Raw genomic sequence first — 19,218 nt, 5'->3', positions numbered from 1 at the left:
GGCGATATTGTGGGGCCCATGAGCACGCCCCGCCAGCACGTCGCCGCATCGGGCGGGAGCGGCGCCGCCCCGGGACCGAACGCCGGTTCCCCGCACGATCCGGTGCCTTTGTGGAACATCGCGAACATCCTGACGGTGCTGCGAATCGCGCTGGTCCCGGTGTTCCTGGTGTTGCTTTTCGTCGGCGACGGGCACGACACCGGGTGGCGCCTGGCGGCCACGGCCGTCTTCGCGGTCGCCGCGATCACCGACCGGATCGACGGCCAGTTGGCGCGCCGGTACGGCCTGGTCACCGACTTCGGCAAGCTCGCCGACCCCATCGCCGACAAGGCGCTCATCGGTGCCGCGCTGGTCGGGCTCTCGCTCCTCGGCGACCTCACCTGGTGGGTCACCGCGATCATCGCCGCTCGTGAACTGGGCATCACAGCTCTGCGATTCGCGGTGCTGCGGCACGGCGTGATCCCGGCCAGCCGGGGCGGCAAGGCCAAGACGTTCGTCCAGACCCTTGCCATCGGGATCTACCTGCTCCCGCTGCCCGACGCGATCGCGCCGGTGGCGGTGACGATGATGGTGCTCGCGGTGGTGCTGACCGTCGTGACGGGCCTCGACTACGTCGTGCAGGCGGCCAGACTGCGTACGGCGGTGCGGGCCGGCGAACCTGCGCACGACGGCGGCGGGGACCGGACGTCGTCGTGACCGCTGCCGACCCGCTTGCCTCCGCGACGCGGGCAGCCGAACTCGTGGCCGAGTTGTCGGCGCGCGGACAGACCGTCGCGACCGCGGAGTCGCTCACCGCAGGACTGGTCGCGGCGACGATCGCCGGCGTTCCCGGCGCCAGCGCGGTCCTGCGCGGGGGGCTGATCGTATACGCCACCGACCTGAAAGCCGTTCTGGCCGGCGTCGACACCGAGATCCTCGCGCACGACGGTCCCGTCTCCGAGTCCACGGCTGCGGCACTCGCGGACGGTGCGCGTACCCGATGCGACGCCACCTGGGGGCTGGGACTGACCGGCGTGGCCGGACCCGACAGCCAGGACGGACATCCTCCCGGCACGGTGTACATCGGAATCAGCGGGCCGGGAGGTACCCGCGTGGGCCGGCCCGAGGTGGCGGGAGACCGGTGGGGCATCCGGCTCGGATCGGTCGATGCCGCCGTGTCGGGACTACTCGCCCGCCTGCATACGACCTCGGCGTTGTAATGTCTGTTCACCGCGTTCTCGAGGTTCGATCGAGAAGTGGGAACCCGTAGGTGCTGTTGCACGTTGTCGGGGTATAGGTACGAAGGACGAAGGAGGATGCGATGGCGCTGTTGCTACGCGAAGCACTGGGGGACAGCCTTCGGCGTACCCGTGTGTCGCAAAGCCGCACCCTGCGCGAAGTCTCCAGTAGCGCAAGGGTCAGCCTCGGGTATCTCTCCGAGATCGAACGTGGGCGCAAGGAAGCGTCGAGTGAGCTTCTCGCGGCGATCTGCGACGCGCTCGCCGTCCCGCTCTCCGACGTCCTTTCCGACGTGAGCGAGTCGCTCGCCGATGCGGTTCCCCGCCGCAGTGGCATGAACGAGCGGGTTGCCGAGGTCGGTATCTCCGATCTCGCGGGATCCGACGGGGTGGCGCGGGATTCTGCGCGGATTGCGCAAGAGACCAGAGTTGTGATCCCTGCACCGGCGGCGCGGGCGCTTGCTGCCGCCTAACATGGATTGAAGATCGCACCGGGCATCCGGCGCGGACAAGCGACATATCCCGGCTTCGCCTCCAGGGTGATCCGGGCTCGGCAGGTTGGACCGCCGGGATTCGACCGGCAGGGCGGTCCGGAATCGGTGCGCGAGGGCCGCGCATCGGGTCGCGTTCTGCGCGGCGTACCAGATGGAGGCGGGATCACACCCATGGCTAATCCGTTCGTCAAGGGTTGGAAGTACCTGATGGCGCTGTTCAACTCCAAGATCGATGAAAAGGCCGACCCGAAGGTCCAGATTCAGCAGGCCATCGAGGACGCCCAGCGGCAGCACCAGGCACTCTCACAGCAGGCAGCATCCGTCATCGGGAACCAGCGGCAGCTCGAGATGAAGCTCAACCGCCAGCTGGACGAGGTCGAGAAGCTCAACGCGAGTGCCCGGCAGGCCGTGATGATGGCGGACCAGGCCAGTGCTGCGGGCGACACCGAGAAGGCCATTCAGTACACCAACGCCGCCGAGGCCTTCGCCGCGCAACTCGTCACCGCCGAGCAGTCGGTCGAGGACCTGAAGGTGCTGCACGACCAGTCCCTGCAGGCTGCGGCGCAGGCGAAGAAGGCTGTCGAGCAGAACGCTATGGCATTGCAGCAGAAGGTGGCCGAGCGCACCAAGCTGCTCAGCCAGCTCGAGCAGGCCAAGATGCAGGAACGGGTCAGCGAATCCCTGCGCTCCATGGATTCCACTTTGTCCGCGCCCGGAACCACGCCGAGTCTCGATGCCGTGCGCGAGAAGATCGAGCGTCGCTACGCCAATGCGCTCGGTTCTGCCGAGCTCGCGCAGAACACGGTGCAGGGACGGATGCTCGAGGTCCAGCAGGCGACCGTCCAGATGGCCGGACACAGCCGGCTCGAGCAGATCCGCGCCTCCATGAAGGGTGACGCCCTGCCCGGTGCGCCCGCGACGCCCGCCGTCGATATCGGCAAGGAGCCGCCGGCCGCTGCGGACAGTGCCGGTAGCCAGTAACGCACGCGACCACCCCAGGAACGTGACCTCGCCATGAACGCACCCGGAAGCGGCCGGGCCGGAAGCATCTCCGGCCCGGCCGCTGCCGTGCTCAGAGACGCCACGGGCGCTGCGGTCGATGCTGCCCGCCGCTGGCGTGATCCCGCGGCGCGACTTCGTCGCAAGAAGCGCCGGGCCCGTCGTCGCGCCCGCTTGTTCGGCGCAGCAGGCGGCACCGGGGGTATCGGTACGGCCACACTCATCGCCGCGTCGGCGCCCGACTGGACGATCGTCGCCACCGGCGGAGCGACAGCCGCATTCGTCGTTCCCGCAGTCATGGCGGTGCGGACGTTCCGCCGCCTCGACGCGCTCCCGTTACCTCCACCCGGACCGGGCCGCCGGACTCTGCCTCCCGCAGGCTCGGTGGCGCGCGCCCCCATGGAGCGCCTGTCCGCCGACGAGCAGAGCCTGGCCCGGCTGCTCGCCGTCATCGCACGATCCGGCGCTGTCGCCGCCGACGACCTCGACGAGATCGGTGAGGCGGCGCGTGCGGCGTCGGCCGCGCTCGACGCAGTGGTCGAAGACGTCGTCGCGCTCGAAGCGGCGTCGCGGGGGAGTGCTGCCGCAGGCGCACACCTCGACACGGCGATCACCGCTGCGGGTCAGCGGCTCGAGTCGGGCGTCGACCAGTACGAGGAACTCGTCGCGGCCGCCGCCCGCCTGGCTGCCGCCCCGGAGGGCAGCCGCTCGATGGCGCTGCTCGAACAGCATCGAGCGGAGCTGATCACCACGTCGGACAAGCTCGAAAGCTGGGCACTGTCCTGGCAGGACGTCGCGCAGATCGAGCGGCGCTATCGCGGCCGTCCGTAGCCGGCGCGCGACCGAAAGCCCGCCCTCAGTCGTCGACGCCCCGCGCGGCGAGCGCTTCACCCATCGCTTCGGCGGTCATCAGCGCACCGACCACGACCGGCACGACCAGAGCGCGCAGCGAGAATCCGAGTCCGCGGGCTTTGCGTGCCTCCGTCACCCGGGTCACCACCGCCCCCAGCAGCGGGATCGCGCGGATGGTCATCACCAGCACGAGACCGACACGATCCGGGTCGACGCCCACACGGCGCAGCGGCCGCGCGGCGGACACGATCGCGTCGAGCATGTCCGTCATGCGTGTCGTCAAGGTGACGAGCGCGGCGAGTGCGACGGCGACGAGCAGTGAACCGCAGATCACGACAGCGCGTTCCCAGCCCGCGACGATCCATTGGAACGCGCCGACGAACGCCAGCATCCACACGATCGGCCGCAACTGGATCACCGTGAGCCGCAGGGGTATTCGTGCAACCGTGTACGTGATCACCGCGAGTACGGCAGCCGGAAGAACCTGCCAGGGCTGCCGGATCCACAGGCTCAGGACCACGATGATCGCTGCGGTGACGACAAGCTTCGGTCCGGCAGGCACTCGATGCAGCACCGACGTCCCGGGGTGGTAGAGGCCGAAGGTGTTCACCCGATCAGCTTCCGGTAGTACGCGACGGCCGGTCCGGGTTCGTCGTCGGCCACGATCAGACCCGAGTCCACCACGAGGACGCGGTCGAACTCCGTGAGCAGATCCAGGGCGTGGGTCACCACCACGAGTTGCTGGCGGAGCGAGGCGAACGTGCGGGCGATCAGCTTGGTGTTGCGCAGGTCCAGCAAGGTGGTGGGCTCGTCGGCCACCAGCACGTCCGGGTCGGTGACCATGATCGCCGCGAGTGCCAGCAGTTGTTTCTGCCCACCGGAGAGCAGGTGGCTCGGATGATCGTGGTGCCCGGCGAGACCGAACTCGGCGAGCACCTCCCGCACCCGGTCGGCGCGCTCCGCTTTCCCCAGTCCGCTGCGTCGCAGAGAGAATGCGACGTCTTCCGCGACCGTCGGCATCACGATCTGATGGTCGGGATCGGTGAAGACGAAGCCCACCCGCTTGCGGACCTCCCGGCCCTTCTTCGCGGTGTCGAAACCGTCGACCGTCACGGCGCCGACGGAGGGCACCACGAGACCGTTGATCATGCGCGCGAGCGTCGACTTCCCGCTCCCGTTCGCCCCTACGATGCCGACCCGTCGCTCGGTCAGCGTCAGGTCGATGCCGTCGAGGACGGTCCGGTCACCGTAGGAGTGCCGGACCTGCCGGAAGCAGATTTCGCTCATCGACCGGTGCGCTCCGTCCGTCAGTGCGTCGGGTCGGCTGCGGGCTGCCGCTGGATCCGGCCTGCGAGGAGCGCCGGGTAGGCCCGGTGGACCTGCGCCGCGACCGCAGCGGTGACGACAGCCTTGATCAGGTCGCCCGGAAGGAAGGCGACGTTCGCGGCGGCCGCGGCCCACACCGTCAGGTCGGTCCGGAGCACCATGCCGGCGATCCCGAGGGCGTACAGGACGACGATGCCGCCGAGCACGTTCACTCCGACACCCAGCACTGTCCGGTACCGGGGGAGCATCCGCATGCTCAGCCACCCGATGACGGCGACGGCGGGAATCCAGCCGATCAGGAAACCCGCGGTCGGTCCGGCCAGGGACGTGAGCGTCGTACGTCCGCCCGCCAGCACGGGGAGGGCGAGACCGATCACGATCACCGTCGTCACCGACAGGACACCCTTCCGGGCGCCGAGCAACGCGCCGGCCAGCATCACACCGAGAGACTGCAGGGTGATGGGGACGCCGGAAGAGCCGATGGTGATCTGGCCGGGCAGACCCAGCGCGATGATCAGAGCGGCGAAGACGGCGATCTGCGCGAGATCGCGAGCGGGCATACGACGGGTCGAGGACACGATTTCTCAGCCTTCTGACGGCGGGTCGAGTAGCAGTGGGATCGAACGTGTAGAGCGTAAGGGTCCAGGAGGGTCCCCACGCCACCACCCCCGTTCGGGGTGCACCCCTGAGACGGCCGGGCCGCGCGCTGCGGGTATCCCCTGATCTTTTCCTGAACTACGCGATGACGTGGTGTTTTTCCGTCGTGACGGTGTGAGGATCGAGTGTGTACGACAGCGACGGTGCTCAGGTGCCAGGCGGGAGAACACGATGTTCTGGAAGATCGTAGGAATGGTCGCACTCGTGTGGGTGGGCCTCGCGGTGATCGGCGCCCTGTTCGACCACCTGTTCGGCATCCTCGTACTCAGCGCGATCATCTTCGGCGGATATCTGCTGTACAAAGCGATGTCGCGCAGTGACAGGGACGACCATGTCACCCGGTTCTGACCGGACGGTGGACAGCCACGGCGGCAGAGAGGGGGCCCGGCGGTAGACGTACCGCCGGGTCTTCGTCCGCGCGGTGTGTCTCGGAGCCCGGTGAGCCGGATCGTGCGGGTGGATAGTGAGTGCATGGATCCTGTACCGGAGGACTGGCAACGCGCCGTCGTGGTGGTGGCGCACCCGGACGACATCGAATACGGCGCGGCGGCGGCAGTCGCGAGATGGACGCGGCAGGGCAAGGACGTGCGGTATGTCCTCGCGACACGTGGCGAAGCGGGTATCGCCGGTCTTCCGCCGGCACAATCCGCGCCTGTACGTGAGGACGAGGAGCGGGAGTCCGCTCGGATCGTCGGGGTCGAATCCGTCGAGTTCCTCGGGCACGCCGACGGCCTGCTCGTCGCGGGTCCGGAACTGCGCCGCGCTATCGCGGCCGCGATCCGGCGGCACCGGCCGCAGATGGTCGTGACCGCCCATTTCGGGGAGACCTGGTTGCCCGGAATCCTCAACAGCGCGGACCATCGTGCACTCGGCATCTGCGTCCTCGACGCGGTGGCCGACGCCGCCAACGAGTGGATCTTTCCGGAATTGACCCGCGACGGGCTCGAACCCTGGCCGGGTGTGCGGTGGATCGCGGTGAACACTCCGTCACCGACGCACGCGGTCGACGTCACCGAGACTGTCGAGACCGCCGAGCGCTCGCTCGCGGCGCACCGGCGATATCTCGAGGCGCTGAGCACCGTGGACGTCGACGAGCAGGCCCGGGCACAGGTGCAGATGTCGTCGGGAGCGTTGCCGGGGTTCCCGGCCGAGCGTGCCGTCGGGTTCGAACTGTTCACCGTCGCGGGGTAGCAGCGGACCGTCCTGATCGGCTGTGGCAGTCTGAGCTGCGTGCGAGTGGCAGTGGTGGCAGGACCCGATGCAGGCCATGCGATTCCGGCGATCGAATTGTCGCGCCGGTTCGCCGCCGCCGGCCACGAGGCGATCCTGTTCACCGGTGAGCGCTGGTTCGGCATCGATGTTCCGGGCGTGACCGTCGCCGAGCTCAAGGGGCTGGCTCCGCGGTCGGACGACGACGACGCGGATGCCGGAGCCAAGATCCATGGGCGGGCCGCTCACATCGCGACCGAGATGCTCCAGGACCTCAGCGCCCTGCTCCCGGACCTCGTGGTGTCGGACGTCATCACCGCCGGGGGCGGCATGGCGGCCGAGCGACTGGGCATTCCCTGGATCGAATTGTCGCCGCACCCCCTCTACCTCCCGTCTCGAGGATTGCCGCCGATCGGAAGCGGGCTCGCCGTGGGCACCGGAGCGGCAGGACGCCTCCGGGACACCGTGCTGCGTGCCATGACCGCGAGTTCGGTGCGTAAAGGTGTCCGGCACAGGGCGGACGCGCGGATCGGGATCGGCCTGCCGGCCCGGGACCCCGGACCGTGCGCGCGCCTCGTCGCGACCGTGCCCGCCCTCGAGGTGCCCCGGCCCGACTGGCCCGCGCACGCCCACGTCGTCGGCCCGCTGCTGTGGGAACCCACCGACGTGGTGCTCGAGCCTCCGTCCGGCACCGGGCCGCTGGTGATGGTCGCACCGTCGACCGCCACGACCGGTGTCGTGGGACTGGTCGAGTCGGTGTGCGAGGGGCTGAGCGGCACGGGGATGCGGGTGGCGGCGACGATGCTCGACCCGCCGGCCGGTTCGCTGCCGGACTGGGCGGTCGCGGGGCGCGGCCGTCAGGACGTGCTGCTCCGTGCCGCCGATGTGGTGGTGTGCGGCGGAGGGCACGGAATGCTGGCGAAGGCGCTCAGCGCCGGAGTTCCCGCCGTGATCGTTCCCGGTGAAGGCGACCAGTGGGAGCTTGCGAACCGTGCGGCCCGCCAGGGCAGCGCCGTGGTCGTGCGGCCGCTGGATGCGGGCGCGGTGCGGACCGCGGTGGAGACGGTGTTGTCGCGCCCGGAGTTCGCGGCGGCGGCCCGCGCCGCGGCTGCCACGGCGGGAAGTGTCGAGGACCCGGTCGCGGTGTGCGAGGCCGCCCTCCGCTGAAGCACGGTGCGGTGAGGAACTCGGGAAGATCGAATTGCCGCGGGGCGGATGCGGCACCGCGTCGTCGGGGACGACTACCGTGGGGCGCGTGCGGTTGACGGAATTCCACGAGATGGTCCGAGACGAATTCGGGCAGATGCACGGCGACGCCCTGCTGCGCGACCACGTGCTCCTCGAACTGGGCGGCCGTACCGCCGCCCAGGCGATCGAGGCAGGCCAGGAACCTCGGGAGGTGTGGCGGGCTTTGTGCGAAGAGTTCGATGTGCCACCGGCGCGACGGTGACCGCAGCGCAGCGGGGAGTGCCCTGTTCCGACCATTCGAACAGATGTTCGTCTATGCTGATATGGCCGGGCGGTGACGACGCCGTCCACACGGAGCGAATCCATCCACAGAAGAGACGTTCTGTGCTCGCCGCAGCGAACTTGTCGGTACCGGCTTCTAACGTCGTCGACAAGCAGGACGAGATTCGATGAAGGGGACCAACATGGCAGCACAGACTCACGATCGCGAAAAGGCGCTCGAGCTCGCCCTCGCGCAGATCGACAAGAACTTCGGCAAGGGCTCGGTGATGCGACTGGGGGAGGAAGCCCACCAGCCCATCGCAGTGATCCCGACCGGGTCGATCGCTCTCGACGTCGCGCTCGGAATCGGTGGTCTCCCGCGTGGCCGCGTCGTCGAGATCTACGGGCCGGAATCCTCCGGTAAGACGACGGTGGCACTGCATGCGGTGGCAAACGCACAGGCGAACGGCGGTCTCGCCGCCTTCATCGACGCCGAGCACGCGCTCGACCCCGAATATGCCCGCAACCTCGGAGTCGACACCGACGCGCTGCTGGTCTCCCAGCCCGACACCGGTGAGCAGGCTCTCGAGATCGCAGACATGCTCATCCGTTCCGGTGCCCTCGACATCATCGTGATCGACTCGGTGGCGGCTCTCGTGCCCCGAGCCGAGATCGAAGGCGAGATGGGCGACAGCCACGTCGGCCTGCAGGCCCGGCTCATGAGCCAGGCACTGCGCAAGATGACCGGCGCGCTCAGCAACTCCGGCACCACCGCGATCTTCATCAACCAGTTGCGCGAGAAGATCGGCGTGATGTTCGGCAGCCCCGAGACCACCACCGGTGGCAAGGCGCTGAAGTTCTACGCCTCCGTGCGTCTCGATGTGCGACGGATCGAGACGCTCAAGGACGGCGGCGACGCGGTGGGCAACCGCACCCGCGTCAAGGTCGTCAAGAACAAGGTGTCGCCTCCTTTCAAGCAGGCAGAGTTCGACATCCTGTACGGACACGGCATCAGCAAGGAAGGTTCGCTGATCGACATGGGTGTCGAGCACGGCTTCATTCGGAAGTCGGGCTCCTGGTACACCTACGAGGGCGATCAGCTCGGACAGGGCAAGGAGAACGCCCGAAAGTTCATGCTCGAGAACACCGACGTGCGTGACGAGATCGAAAAGAAGATCAAGGAGAAGCTCGGCATCGGGGCGGTCGTCACCGCCGGCGAGGCCGAAGAGCCCGCAGACTTCTAGAGTTCGAGACTTCCACGAGGTTCGTGAGGAAGGGGCCGACCGGTGTGGTCGGTCCCTTCCTCGTATCCCGTCGGTGTCCTCCTCTAGTGTCCGCAGCATGGACGACAGCAGCCGAGGGGGCACTCGGGGGAGTAGCCGACGCAGATCCGAGCGAAGCTCCGGGCCCGACCGCAGTTCCCGCACCGACCGGGGCACCGGCAAGGGGCCCGGCGGAGGAACCGAAGCACAGGCGAAAGACGTGTGCCTTCGCTTGCTCACCGATCGCGCCCGCAGCCGCGCCGAACTTGCCGCGAAGCTCGAGCAGAAAGGCTTCACAGCGGAAGTCGCCGAACGCACCCTCGACCGTCTCACCGAGGTGGGACTGATCGACGACGCGGACTTCGCCCAGCAATGGGCGCGGTCACGTCACCTGTACTCCGGCAGAGGAAAACGTGCGATCGCGCTCGAGTTGCGGCGCAAGGGCATCGACGCCGACGACGCCGAAGCGGCCCTCGACCGGATCGACAGCGACGACGAACGAGAGCGCGCCGTCGAACTGGTCCGGAAGAAGCTTCGCACCCAGCCGCCGCTGTCCACCGAGGGCGACCGGCGCGAACGTGCGCTCGAGCGAGACAAGGTGGTGCGGCGGCTGGTGGGAATGCTGGCACGACGCGGCTACGCGCAGGGCATGGCCTTCGACGTGGTGCGGCAGGAACTCGCGGCCCTCGGTGCCGACACCGGCGACCTGCCCGCCGACTGACAGGTCACCGCTTGTCGGTGATGTCCATGCCCGGGACGGCCAGCACAGGGATCGTCTGAGGACTTTCCGCAGGCACTGCGCCCTTCTTCCCGCGTCCGGAACGCAAACGCTTCTCGAGTCGCGTCGCGAACTGGGTCAGAGCACTGTTGAGCACGATCATGATGGCGGCCACCACGAGCAGCGACGGCAGGTAGTTGGAGAAGAAGGCGCCGAGTTGCTGTCCGGAACGCACTACTTCGACGTATCCGATGAGGTAGCCGAGCGCGGAGTCCTTCAGCGCGATCACCATCTGCGACACGATCGCCGGCAACATCACCGTGACCGCCTGCGGCAGCAGGATGAGCCGCATGACCTGGTTCTTCCGCATGCCGATCGCCGATGCGGCCTCGGTCTGGCCGCGGGGAAGCGAGTTGATGCCGGCTCGCACGATCTCGGCGATCACCGATCCGTTGTAGAGCGTCAGGCCGGTGATCACCGCAGCGAGTGCCAGATAATCCGACTTGAACACGCGGTACTCGGCGAACACCTGGTAGGCGAAGATCATGAGGATCAGGACGGGAACGGCCCTGAACAGTTCCACGATGGTGCCGGCGACGATACGTACCGGGCGATGATCCGACATGCGCGCGATGCCCAGCACAGCACCGAGAATCAGCGCCAGAACGATCGATGCGGCCGCTGCGATGAGCGTTCCCCGGATGCCGGGGAGGAGATACGTTGTCCAGCTGGTCGATTCGAGGAACGGCTCCCACTTCGCCGCGGTCAGCTGACCCTGCGAGTCGAGTGCTCGGTAGATGAACCACGCGGCGAGCAGCAGTAGCGCGACCACCACCACCGACAGGATCCGGTAGATCGCCTTCGCGCGGGGGCCGGGTACGTCGTAGAGAACGCTTCCGCTGGCACTCATCGTGCTACCTCGAATCGCTTGCTGAGCCAGCCGAAGAGAAGGCCGGTCGGGAGGGTCAGGATCACGAACCCGAGGGCGAAGATGCCACCGATCGCGAAGATCGCGGCTTCGTTCTCGATCATCGTCTTCATCAGCAGCGACGCTTCGGAGACACCGATCACCGAGGCGATGGTCGAGTTCTTCGTCAAGGCGATCAGCACCGAACCGAGCGGCGCGATCACCGCACGAAATGCCTGGGGCAGCACGATGAGCCGGAGGTTCTGCCCGAAGGTCAGGCCCAGTGAGCGCCCGGCCTCGGACTGCCCGAGCGACACGGTGTTGATGCCCGAGCGCAGGGACTCACACACGAACGCGGCGGTGTACACGGTCAGACCGAGCACCGCGAGGCGAAAGTTGTTGTCGACGAGGAACGTCGGGGAAGACTCCGAGGCGAGTTTCACTCCGAGTGTCTGAGACAACCCGAACAGGCAGAAAATGATGATCAGCGTCAGTGGCGTGTTACGGAAGATGGTCACGTAGGCGGTGCCGATGGCCCTCGCGACGGGGATGGGGGAAACCCGCATGCCCGCGAGGATCGTTCCGAGGACCAGCGCGCCGATTGCCGACACGACCGTCAGCTGGATGGTGGTCCAGAACGCATCGAGCAGCTGGCTTCCGTACTTGCTCAACAGATCCACAGGTCTACTCCGGATCGAGGGGAGGGCGGTTGCCGGAGCGGTCCGGCCGGTTCGCGACGTCGTCGACGAACCGGCCGGGCGCTACTTCGGCGGGGACTTCCGGAACCGGATCGACCGGTGCCGGGTTCTACTCAGTACTTGTCGACCGACGGTGCTTCGGGGAGCGGGTAGCCCGACGCGCCGACCGTCTCCTGGAACGCAGATTCCCATGCTCCGCTGGAGATCATCTCTTCGATCGCGTCGTTGATCGCGGTGCGCGACTCGTCGTCGCCGAGGGCGACGCCGATGCCGTAACGCTCCTCGGTGAACGGCTCACCGACGACCTTGAACTCGCCGGGGCTCTGTGCTGCGTAGCCGGCGAGGATGATGTCGTCGGTGGTCACCGCATCGACGGCCCCGTTCCGCAGCGCCTCGACGCATGCCGAGTAGGTGTCGAATTCCTGCAACTGGACGTCCTGCGCGTAGGTGTCCTTGACCTTCTGCGCCGGGGTCGAACCTGCGACCGAGCAGAGACGCTTGCCACCGTTGAGCGAATCGGGGCCGGTGATGTCGGTGTTGTCCGAGCGCACCAGCAGCGACTGGCCGGCGACGAAGTACGGGCCGGCGAAGTCGACCTTCTCCTTGCGGGAATCGGTGATCGAGTAGGTCGCGACGACGTAGTCGACCTCACCGTTCTGGATGAGCGTCTCGCGCTGTGCCGACGGGGCTTCCTTGAACTCGATGTTCTCTTCCGAGACGCCGAGCTGGCCGGCGATGTACTTCGCAACCTCGACGTCGAACCCGGTGAAGGTTCCGTCGGGGTTGCGCAGGCCGAGCCCGGGCTGATCGAACTTGATGCCGACGGTCAGGTTGCCGTTCTCGGCAGAATCCGACACGCTGCGCGTCTCGTCGCCGCCGCAGGCCGTCGCGGTGACGGCAAGGGCAATCATGCCGATGCCCAGGCGGATCGAGCGGGACAGTTTCATCGAGTACCTCCGGTTTGCGGGTGTCGTGCGGGTGGAAACGGCGCGGACATCTCCGCACCGGCGCTTGCAGGGACCTCACGGGGCAGTACGCCCACGAGGTCGGCTCAGTGGCTGAGGATCTTGCCGAGGAAGTCCTTGGCGCGATCGGAACTGGGCGAGGTGAAGAAGCTGTCCGGGTCGGTGTCTTCGACGATCCGGCCGTCCGCCATGAACAGCACCCGGTCGCCGGCCTTGCGGGCGAAGCCCATCTCGTGGGTCACGACGACCATCGTCATGCCCTCCTTCGCCAGCGAGGTCATGACGTCGAGGACTTCCTGAACCATTTCGGGATCGAGCGCCGACGTGGGCTCGTCGAACAGCATCACCTTCGGGTTCATGGCAAGCGCCCGCGCGATGGCGACGCGCTGCTGCTGGCCACCCGAAAGCTGCGCGGGGTACTTGTCGGCCTGGTTGGCGATGCCCACGCGTTCGAGGAGCCGCATGCCGGTCTCGCGTGCGTCGTCCTTCTTCATCTTCCGCACCTTCACGGGCCCGAGCGTCACGTTCTCGAGGATCGTCTTGTGGGCGAAGAGGTTGAAGGACTGGAACACCATGCCGACGTCGGAACGGAGCTTCGCGAGAGCCTTGCCCTCGGCGGGAAGCAGCGTGCCGTCGACCCGGATCTCTCCCGAGTCGATCGGTTCGAGCCGGTTGATGGTGCGGCACAGTGTGGATTTTCCCGATCCCGAGGGACCGACCACGATCACGACCTGCCCACGAGGGATTTCGACGTTGATGTCCTGCAGCACGTGAAGGTCGCCGAAGTGCTTGTCGACTCGGGAGAGGGAGATCATCGAGGTGGTGCTGTCCGAGTTGTCGGACGGCTTCTCCGTCCCGGCTGCCGGTGATGTCATGGGAAGACCTTATGCGGTCCTTGCGCCGATTCCTCGCATTTCGGGCCGTGGAGTGAATGCTGTCACGGAAAATTTACGGCCGCCACCGGAACAGACCGGTTCGTCGGTCGCCCGGCGTCACCGGCGGGAAGACCCCTCGTCCGCGTGAGCTACCCTGAGACGTGTCACTGATCGACGAGAATGTCTCCCGCGCCGCTGCCCGGACCTACGAAGTCCGCACATACGGCTGCCAGATGAACGTGCACGATTCCGAGCGACTGTCCGGATTGCTCGAGGACGCCGGTTTTCATCGCGCTTCCCCGGGAACGTCCCCTGACCTCGTTGTTTTCAACACGTGCGCAGTCCGCGAGAACGCAGACAACAAGCTCTACGGCAACCTCAGTCACCTGCGGCCGGTCAAGGACGAGAACCCCGACATGCAGATCGCGGTCGGAGGCTGTCTCGCGCAGAAGGACCGCAGTCTCGTCGTCCAGAAGGCCCCGTGGGTCGACGTGGTCTTCGGCACCCACAACATCGGGAACCTGCCGGCGCTGCTCGAGCGGGCGCGTCACAATCGCCGCGCGGAAGTCGAAATTCTCGATTCCCTCGAGGCCTTCCCCTCCACGCTTCCCGCCAAGCGGGAGTCGCCGTACGCGGGATGGGTGTCCATCTCGGTCGGATGCAACAACACCTGCACGTTCTGCATCGTGCCGTCGCTGCGGGGCAAGGAAGTCGACCGGCGTCCGGGCGACATACTCGCCGAGGTCAAAGCCCTCGTCGACGAAGGTGTCCTCGAAGTGACGCTGCTCGGGCAGAACGTCAACTCGTACGGCCGGTCCTTCGCCGATCCCGAACAGCCCCGCGACCGCGGCGCCTTCGCCTCGCTTCTGCGTGCGTGCGGTGACATCGAGGGCCTCGAGCGTGTGCGGTTCACCTCACCCCATCCGGCGGAGTTCACCGACGACGTCATCGAAGCGATGGCGCACACACCGAATGTCTGCCCGCAGCTCCACATGCCGCTGCAGTCCGGCAGCGACCGGATCCTGCGCGCGATGCGCCGGTCCTACCGCAAGGACCGGTTCCTCGGCATCATCGACAGGGTGCGCGCCGCGATGCCGCACGCCGCGATCACCACCGACATCATCGTGGGCTTCCCCGGCGAGACCGAGGAAGATTTCCAGGACACTCTCGACGTCGTCGAACAGGCCCGTTTCACCAGTGCGTTCACCTTCCAGTACTCGAAGCGCCCCGGCACCCCGGCAGCCGAGATGGACGGCCAGGTTCCCAAGGCAGTCGTCCAGGAACGCTACGAGCGGCTCATCGCACTCCAGGAGCGCATTACCCTCGAGGCGAACCGCGAACTCGTGGGTACCGAGGTGGAACTGCTCGTCGCCGCCGGGGAAGGGCGCAAGAACGCCGAGACCGCGCGCATGAGCGGGCGCGCACGCGACGGGCGCCTCGTGCACTTCCGTCCCGAAGGCAACATCGACACCGCTGTTCGTCCCGGCGACGTGATCACAGTCGTCGTCACCGGGGCGGCGCCGCACCACCTCATCGCCGACAACCCGATACTCACCCACCGCCGTACCCGCGCCGGAGACCATTTCGAGCAGGGCAAACTCCCCAAGACTCCGCCGATCGGCGTGGGTCTGGGCCTGCCCACGATCGGTGCTCCTGCCGACCTCCCGACCCAGATGGGATGTAACGCATGACCGAGGAGATCCGTGCCGGCCTCGAGGCCGCCGAACGGAACGCCGCCAAAGAGATCGATCCCGGTGCGCGTGCGATGGTCGTGGCGATCGCAGTGCTCGTGCTGCTCGGCTCGTTCGCTCTGCCGCACGCGGGTTCGGCGAACGGCTGGGAGGTGCTGGCCTTCGCCCCCGACGCCGTGACGCAGGAGATCGCCCTCCCGTCCCGGCTGTTCGTGTGGTTCGCCCTGATCTTCGGCGGACTCGGCTCGATCCTGGCGCTGCTCACCCGCAAATGGGTGCTGGCCTGGGTGACGCTGGCAGGTTCGTCGGTCACACTCGTGTTCGGGATGCTCTCGATCTGGACACGTCAGACGCTGCCCGTCGAGTCGGTGGCGAGCGGCCCGGGCTTCGGAGTCGTCCTGGGCTGGTTCGCGATGATGGTGATCGTCTTCCACTGGGCACGCGTGGTGTGGGCGCGGACGTCCGCACAACTCGAAGCAGAGAGCGACCTGCGTCGCGTCGTCGCCGAAAACGACCGCCCGCGGCTGTTCCGCGATACGTAGAGATCCCCCGGCGCTACAGACGACGGTGCCCCTCCCGATTCCGGGAGGGGCACCGTCGTATGTCCGTCACAGTTCGCCGACGGCGCCTTCTGCGGCTTCGGCCCATTCACGCCACTGCGAAGCCTGCGCCAAGGCCTGCTCCGCTTCCTTCTCGCGGCCGTTCGCCGTCGCCTTGGCGGCCTGGTCCTCGAACTGACGCACCCGCTCACGGAACTGCGCGGCACGGGCGAGAGCTTCGGGGTCGGTGCGGCGCCACTCCGACTCGGAGGCGTCGCGGACGCGCTTCTCGATGGCGCGCAGGCGGCCTTCGAGGTCGTGGGTGCGCTCGCGCGGCACCTTGCCGATCGCCTCCCACTTGTCCTGCAGTTCCCGCAGTTGCGCCCGCGCGGCCTCCACGTCCGTGGACGGGTCGATCGTCGCGGCCTTCTCGAGCAAGGCTTCCTTCGCGCGCGCGTTCTCCTCGAACTCGGCCTCGCGCTCGGCGTTCGCGCTGTTGCGCGCCGCGAAGAACACGTCCTGCGCGGCCTTGAAACGCTTCCACAGCTGATCGTCCGCTTCGCGCGGCGCCCGGCCGGCGGCCTTCCACTCGGCGAGCAGGTCGCGGAAGGTGGCTGCGGTAGCGCCCCAGTCGGTCGAGTCCCGCAGCGACTCGGCCCGCGCGACCAGCTCTTCCTTGCGGCTCTTGGCGGTTGCCCGCTCACGGTCCAGTTCGGCGAAGTGCGCACCGCGACGACGGTTGAACGCTTCGCGGGCCTTCGAGTACCGGCGCCACAAGACGTCGTCGGCCTTCCGGTCGACTCCGCGGATGGACTTCCACTCGTCGAGGATCTCGCGGAGCCGATCGCCCGCCGCTTTCCACTGCGTCGACTCGGCACCGATCGTCTCGGCTTCCGCTGCGAGCGCTTCTTTCCGTGCGGTGCTCTCGGCGCGCTGCTGTTCCTTCTCGTGCTTGGCGGCGACGGCAGCCTGCTCCGACGCGGTGATGATGTCGGCGAGCCGCGCGGAGAGCGCGTCGAGGTCTCCGATCACCGCGGCCGTCGGGAGGGATTCGGCGAGGGCTTCCGCCGCGGCGCGTGTCTTCTTGATGTCACCGGTGCCGGAGGCGAGCCGCGTCTCGAGGATTGCTACCTCGGTGGCGAGATCGTCGTATCGGCGCCCGAAGTGGGCGAGGCCTTCTGCTGCGTCACCGGCTTGCCACGAACCGATGCAGCGTTCCCCCTCGGCGGTGACGACCCACGCGGTGCCGTCTTCGTCGACCCGGCCGAACTTGCTGGGATCGCCGGCCGGCACCGAGGGCATGTGTGGATGGCTCTGGGAGGTGACGGGGTGCGGCTTGGGGTGCGAGCCGGTGCTCTGGACGCCGGCGGTCGCGGCCTTCACCGGGCCGGGACGCGGGGCACCCGGCTTGGGCGGTCCGGGCCGGGGTGCATCGCCGGGCGTCCGCTCCACTGCGGGTTCCGGTGCATTCGGGTCACTCATCAGTACCTCATCTCTGCCGCGCGGCACGGCTGCCTGGTCGCATCGTTCTACCGCAGGTCGGGTCGCGGGAGTCCGTGACCACACATCCGCCCCCTATTGAAACAGGTCGTGGCGGCGCAGGGCGCCGGGTCCGGTCGACTACCGTTGCCGGTGTGTTGATCGCCGGGGCCTTCGTGCCCTCCCCACCGCTGCTCGTACCGGAGCTCAACGGTCTCGCCGTGGCCGAAACCGATGCCCTTCGCCGGGCGGTGCTCGACGTCGCCCGCGAACTCGCTGCGGTCCCCGAGTGGCTCGTCGTCGGCACAGGAGATGTTGCTGTCGAGGTCCCCCCGACGGCACGCGGCACCTTCCGCGGGTACGGGGCGGATGTTCCCGTCGCGCTGGGACCGGGCGCGCGTGGCGAGCCCGATCCCGATCTCCCGCTCGCTGCTCTCGTCGCCGGATGGCTTCGAGACCGCGTGGCTCCGGAAACCCTCGTCGACGTGCACATCCTGGCCGAAGACGCCGACCCCGCGACGTGCGCGAAGCTCGGCCGCCTGGTGCGCGAACGGCTCGACGCCGACTCCGTCCCACGTGCGCTGCTGGTGGTCGCGGACGGTCCCGCGACCCTGACGGACAAGGCGCCGGGAGCGTTCGACCCCCGATCCGGGAACGTCGACTCGGAGCTTGCGACGGCGTTGGCCTCGGGCGACCCCGACGGTCTGGCGGCGCTCGACCCGGCCCTGTGCGCCGAGGTCCGGCTGGCCGGCCGCGCGGCATGGCAGGTGTTCGCCGCCGCGTTCACTCGGGCGCCCGCCTCTGCGGCGGTCACCTATGCCGAGGCGCCGTACGGCGTGGGCTACTACACGGGGCTGTGGCGCCCGTGACCGGCGGGACGGTACTACGACCGATCGCTGTCGTCGGTCCCACCGCGACCGGCAAGTCCGACCTCGGCCTGGACCTCGCGGACACGCTGGGCGGCGAAATCGTCAACATCGACGCGATGCAGCAGTACCGCGGCATGGACATCGGAACCGCCAAACTTCCCGTCGAGGAACGGCGAGGGATTCCGCATCATCAACTCGACGTTCTCGATGTCTCCGAAACGGCGACGGTCGCCCGTTATCAGGTTGCCGCGACAGCGGATATCGAAGCCGTACTCGCCCGGGGACGCGTCCCCGTGATCGTGGGCGGCTCGATGATGTACGTCCAGGCGTTGCTCGACGAGTGGCAGTTCCCCGCGACGGACCCGCAGGTCCGCGCCAAGTGGGAGGCAGTGCTCGACGAGGGCGGGCCCGCAGCCGTGCACGAGGCGCTACGCCACGCCGACCCCGTCGCGGCCGAGACGATCCTTCCCACCGACGGCAGACGGATGGTGCGTGCACTCGAGGTCGTCGAACTCACCGGCATGCCGTTCGCCGCATCCCAGCCGACGATCGGTGATCCCCGCTGGGACACCGTGATCCTCGGCGTCGACCGCGAGACCGGGGAACTGGACGACCGCATAGCTCGCCGCACCGACACCATGTTCGACCTCGGGCTCGTGGACGAGGTCCGGACGCTGGCCGAGAACGGATTGCGCGACGGCGTCACGGCCCACCGCGCCATCGGGTACGCCCAGGTTCTCGAGTATCTCGACGGCGGGTACGACCTCGCCCATGCTCGCGAACGTACGTTCATCGGGACCCGCCGTTACGTCCGGCGCCAGCGTTCGTGGTTCCGGCGTGATCCGCGCATCCACTGGCTCGACGGCGGCGATCCGAAGCTCACCGAGTCCGCGCTGCGTGCCGTGCGGGACGCCGAGACCGGTCTGACGCCGAGAACGGTGTGACGCCGAGAACGGTGTGACGCCGAGCTCTCGGATGACGCCGGACCGTCGCTGACGGCCTGTCCTCGATA

The 19,218-nt window shown here is 68.0% G+C and carries 23 protein-coding genes; 15 read left to right on the top strand and 8 right to left on the bottom strand.

Annotated elements, in window-relative coordinates:
- Positions 1-18: 18 nt before the first annotated feature.
- The 5 genes from pgsA to HF886_RS11905 all read left to right on the top strand — a co-directional run bounded on the left by pgsA (position 19) and on the right by HF886_RS11905 (position 3,541).
- Entirely contained in the window at positions 19-696 is a 678-nt protein-coding gene (pgsA, locus tag HF886_RS11925; RefSeq protein WP_169620621.1) for a CDP-diacylglycerol--glycerol-3-phosphate 3-phosphatidyltransferase, read from the top strand.
- On the top strand, positions 693-1,199 hold the full coding sequence (locus tag HF886_RS11920) for a CinA family protein (RefSeq protein ID WP_169620622.1): 507 nt from the start codon (positions 693-695) through the stop codon (positions 1,197-1,199). Before pgsA ends, HF886_RS11920 begins: the two co-directional genes overlap by 4 nt.
- A 101-nt stretch (positions 1,200-1,300) precedes the next feature.
- Positions 1,301-1,690 (top strand): helix-turn-helix transcriptional regulator, encoded by a 390-nt coding sequence (locus HF886_RS11915; protein ID WP_169620623.1) that lies wholly within the window; start codon positions 1,301-1,303, stop codon positions 1,688-1,690.
- A 192-nt stretch (positions 1,691-1,882) separates the two neighbouring features.
- A complete protein-coding gene (locus HF886_RS11910; protein WP_169652399.1) occupies positions 1,883-2,692 on the top strand; it encodes a PspA/IM30 family protein in 810 nt (269 codons plus the stop codon).
- A gap of 33 nt (positions 2,693-2,725) precedes the next feature.
- Complete coding sequence (locus HF886_RS11905) at positions 2,726-3,541, top strand: hypothetical protein (RefSeq protein ID WP_169620625.1); 816 nt, start codon at positions 2,726-2,728, stop codon at positions 3,539-3,541.
- A 25-nt stretch (positions 3,542-3,566) separates the two neighbouring features.
- On the opposite strand, the gene HF886_RS11900 is transcribed toward HF886_RS11905, so the two are convergent.
- Genes HF886_RS11900 through HF886_RS11890 form a run of 3 tightly spaced genes read right to left on the bottom strand, consistent with a single transcriptional unit; the run spans position 3,567 to position 5,466 of the window.
- The gene (locus tag HF886_RS11900) at positions 3,567-4,172 is read right to left on the bottom strand and encodes an energy-coupling factor transporter transmembrane protein EcfT (protein ID WP_169620626.1); all 606 of its coding nucleotides are present in this window, start codon (positions 4,170-4,172) and stop codon (positions 3,567-3,569) included.
- The gene (locus HF886_RS11895; RefSeq protein ID WP_169652398.1) at positions 4,169-4,849 is read right to left on the bottom strand and encodes an ABC transporter ATP-binding protein; all 681 of its coding nucleotides are present in this window, start codon (positions 4,847-4,849) and stop codon (positions 4,169-4,171) included. Before HF886_RS11895 ends, HF886_RS11900 begins: the two co-directional genes overlap by 4 nt.
- 20 nt (positions 4,850-4,869) lie before the next feature.
- Positions 4,870-5,466 (bottom strand): biotin transporter BioY, encoded by a 597-nt coding sequence (locus HF886_RS11890; protein WP_169652397.1) that lies wholly within the window; start codon positions 5,464-5,466, stop codon positions 4,870-4,872.
- Between the two features lie 250 nt (positions 5,467-5,716).
- On the opposite strand from HF886_RS11890, the gene HF886_RS11885 reads away from it, so the two are divergent.
- From HF886_RS11885 to recX, 6 genes are all read left to right on the top strand, one after another.
- A complete protein-coding gene (locus HF886_RS11885) occupies positions 5,717-5,893 on the top strand; it encodes a hypothetical protein (RefSeq protein WP_169620629.1) in 177 nt (58 codons plus the stop codon).
- Between the two features lie 123 nt (positions 5,894-6,016).
- Positions 6,017-6,736, top strand: a complete 720-nt coding sequence (locus HF886_RS11880; protein WP_169652396.1) for a PIG-L deacetylase family protein — start codon at positions 6,017-6,019, stop codon at positions 6,734-6,736.
- Positions 6,737-6,775: 39 nt separating this feature from the next.
- Positions 6,776-7,921, top strand: a complete 1,146-nt coding sequence (locus HF886_RS11875) for a nucleotide disphospho-sugar-binding domain-containing protein (RefSeq protein WP_296550890.1) — start codon at positions 6,776-6,778, stop codon at positions 7,919-7,921.
- An 88-nt stretch (positions 7,922-8,009) separates the two neighbouring features.
- Positions 8,010-8,204: a DUF3046 domain-containing protein gene (locus tag HF886_RS11870; RefSeq protein ID WP_169652395.1), complete on the top strand. Its 195-nt coding sequence runs from the start codon at positions 8,010-8,012 to the stop codon at positions 8,202-8,204.
- Between the two features lie 202 nt (positions 8,205-8,406).
- Positions 8,407-9,447, top strand: coding sequence for a recombinase RecA (gene recA / locus HF886_RS11865; protein ID WP_169620632.1), 1,041 nt, complete (start codon positions 8,407-8,409; stop codon positions 9,445-9,447).
- Positions 9,448-9,544: 97 nt separating this feature from the next.
- Positions 9,545-10,186 (top strand): recombination regulator RecX, encoded by a 642-nt coding sequence (recX, locus tag HF886_RS11860; RefSeq protein WP_169652394.1) that lies wholly within the window; start codon positions 9,545-9,547, stop codon positions 10,184-10,186.
- Between the two features lie 4 nt (positions 10,187-10,190).
- Here the strand turns inward: recX and HF886_RS11855 are convergent, their stop codons facing one another.
- The 4 genes from HF886_RS11855 to gluA all read right to left on the bottom strand — a co-directional run bounded on the left by HF886_RS11855 (position 10,191) and on the right by gluA (position 13,568).
- Positions 10,191-11,093 carry an amino acid ABC transporter permease gene (locus HF886_RS11855; RefSeq protein WP_169652393.1) on the bottom strand — a complete coding sequence of 301 codons (903 nt, stop codon included), beginning with the start codon at positions 11,091-11,093 and terminating at the stop codon, positions 10,191-10,193.
- Complete coding sequence (locus tag HF886_RS11850; RefSeq protein WP_169620635.1) at positions 11,090-11,770, bottom strand: amino acid ABC transporter permease; 681 nt, start codon at positions 11,768-11,770, stop codon at positions 11,090-11,092. Before HF886_RS11850 ends, HF886_RS11855 begins: the two co-directional genes overlap by 4 nt.
- Positions 11,771-11,901: 131 nt before the next feature.
- The gene (locus tag HF886_RS11845; RefSeq protein WP_169620636.1) at positions 11,902-12,735 is read right to left on the bottom strand and encodes a glutamate ABC transporter substrate-binding protein; all 834 of its coding nucleotides are present in this window, start codon (positions 12,733-12,735) and stop codon (positions 11,902-11,904) included.
- A 104-nt stretch (positions 12,736-12,839) separates the two neighbouring features.
- The gene (gluA, locus tag HF886_RS11840) at positions 12,840-13,568 is read right to left on the bottom strand and encodes a glutamate ABC transporter ATP-binding protein GluA (protein ID WP_169620728.1); all 729 of its coding nucleotides are present in this window, start codon (positions 13,566-13,568) and stop codon (positions 12,840-12,842) included.
- Positions 13,569-13,789: 221 nt separating this feature from the next.
- Between gluA and miaB the strand changes: the two genes are divergently transcribed.
- Positions 13,790-15,319, top strand: coding sequence for a tRNA (N6-isopentenyl adenosine(37)-C2)-methylthiotransferase MiaB (miaB, locus tag HF886_RS11835; protein WP_169620637.1), 1,530 nt, complete (start codon positions 13,790-13,792; stop codon positions 15,317-15,319).
- Positions 15,316-15,861, top strand: a complete 546-nt coding sequence (locus HF886_RS11830) for a hypothetical protein (RefSeq protein ID WP_169620638.1) — start codon at positions 15,316-15,318, stop codon at positions 15,859-15,861. The genes miaB and HF886_RS11830 overlap by 4 nt, the downstream gene beginning before the upstream one ends.
- 66 nt (positions 15,862-15,927) lie before the next feature.
- Here HF886_RS11830 and HF886_RS11825 read toward each other — a convergent pair whose 3' ends face one another.
- Entirely contained in the window at positions 15,928-17,340 is a 1,413-nt protein-coding gene (locus HF886_RS11825) for a DUF349 domain-containing protein (protein ID WP_169620639.1), read from the bottom strand.
- Positions 17,341-17,492: 152 nt separating this feature from the next.
- On the opposite strand from HF886_RS11825, the gene HF886_RS11820 reads away from it, so the two are divergent.
- Both HF886_RS11820 and miaA read left to right on the top strand, forming a co-directional pair.
- Positions 17,493-18,206 carry a class III extradiol dioxygenase subunit B-like domain-containing protein gene (locus tag HF886_RS11820; protein WP_169652392.1) on the top strand — a complete coding sequence of 238 codons (714 nt, stop codon included), beginning with the start codon at positions 17,493-17,495 and terminating at the stop codon, positions 18,204-18,206.
- Entirely contained in the window at positions 18,194-19,150 is a 957-nt protein-coding gene (gene miaA, locus HF886_RS11815; RefSeq protein WP_346765353.1) for a tRNA (adenosine(37)-N6)-dimethylallyltransferase MiaA, read from the top strand. Before HF886_RS11820 ends, miaA begins: the two co-directional genes overlap by 13 nt.
- Positions 19,151-19,218: the final 68 nt, after the last annotated feature.

Source organism: Rhodococcus sp. 105337 (genome assembly GCF_012844225.1).
In the GTDB taxonomy this organism is placed as follows: domain Bacteria; phylum Actinomycetota; class Actinomycetes; order Mycobacteriales; family Mycobacteriaceae; genus Rhodococcus.
This window is presented reverse-complemented; position numbering and strand designations above follow the sequence as displayed.

Bases quoted from the DNA above. Each gene is read 5' to 3' on its own strand.
- HF886_RS11845 (WP_169620636.1), bottom strand. From the start codon at position 12,735: ATGAAACTGTCCCGCTCGATCCGCCTGGGCATCGGCATGATTGCCCTT.
- recX (WP_169652394.1), top strand. From the start codon at position 9,545: ATGGACGACAGCAGCCGAGGGGGCACTCGGGGGAGTAGCCGACGCAGA.
- HF886_RS11915 (WP_169620623.1), top strand. From the start codon at position 1,301: ATGGCGCTGTTGCTACGCGAAGCACTGGGGGACAGCCTTCGGCGTACC.
- gluA (WP_169620728.1), bottom strand. From the start codon at position 13,568: ATGATCTCCCTCTCCCGAGTCGACAAGCACTTCGGCGACCTTCACGTG.
- HF886_RS11830 (WP_169620638.1), top strand. From the start codon at position 15,316: ATGACCGAGGAGATCCGTGCCGGCCTCGAGGCCGCCGAACGGAACGCC.
- HF886_RS11855 (WP_169652393.1), bottom strand. From the start codon at position 11,093: ATGAGTGCCAGCGGAAGCGTTCTCTACGACGTACCCGGCCCCCGCGCG.
- HF886_RS11825 (WP_169620639.1), bottom strand. From the start codon at position 17,340: ATGAGTGACCCGAATGCACCGGAACCCGCAGTGGAGCGGACGCCCGGC.
- HF886_RS11895 (WP_169652398.1), bottom strand. From the start codon at position 4,849: ATGAGCGAAATCTGCTTCCGGCAGGTCCGGCACTCCTACGGTGACCGG.
- HF886_RS11910 (WP_169652399.1), top strand. From the start codon at position 1,883: ATGGCTAATCCGTTCGTCAAGGGTTGGAAGTACCTGATGGCGCTGTTC.
- HF886_RS11885 (WP_169620629.1), top strand. From the start codon at position 5,717: ATGTTCTGGAAGATCGTAGGAATGGTCGCACTCGTGTGGGTGGGCCTC.
- HF886_RS11880 (WP_169652396.1), top strand. From the start codon at position 6,017: ATGGATCCTGTACCGGAGGACTGGCAACGCGCCGTCGTGGTGGTGGCG.
- recA (WP_169620632.1), top strand. From the start codon at position 8,407: ATGGCAGCACAGACTCACGATCGCGAAAAGGCGCTCGAGCTCGCCCTC.
- HF886_RS11905 (WP_169620625.1), top strand. From the start codon at position 2,726: ATGAACGCACCCGGAAGCGGCCGGGCCGGAAGCATCTCCGGCCCGGCC.
- pgsA (WP_169620621.1), top strand. From the start codon at position 19: ATGAGCACGCCCCGCCAGCACGTCGCCGCATCGGGCGGGAGCGGCGCC.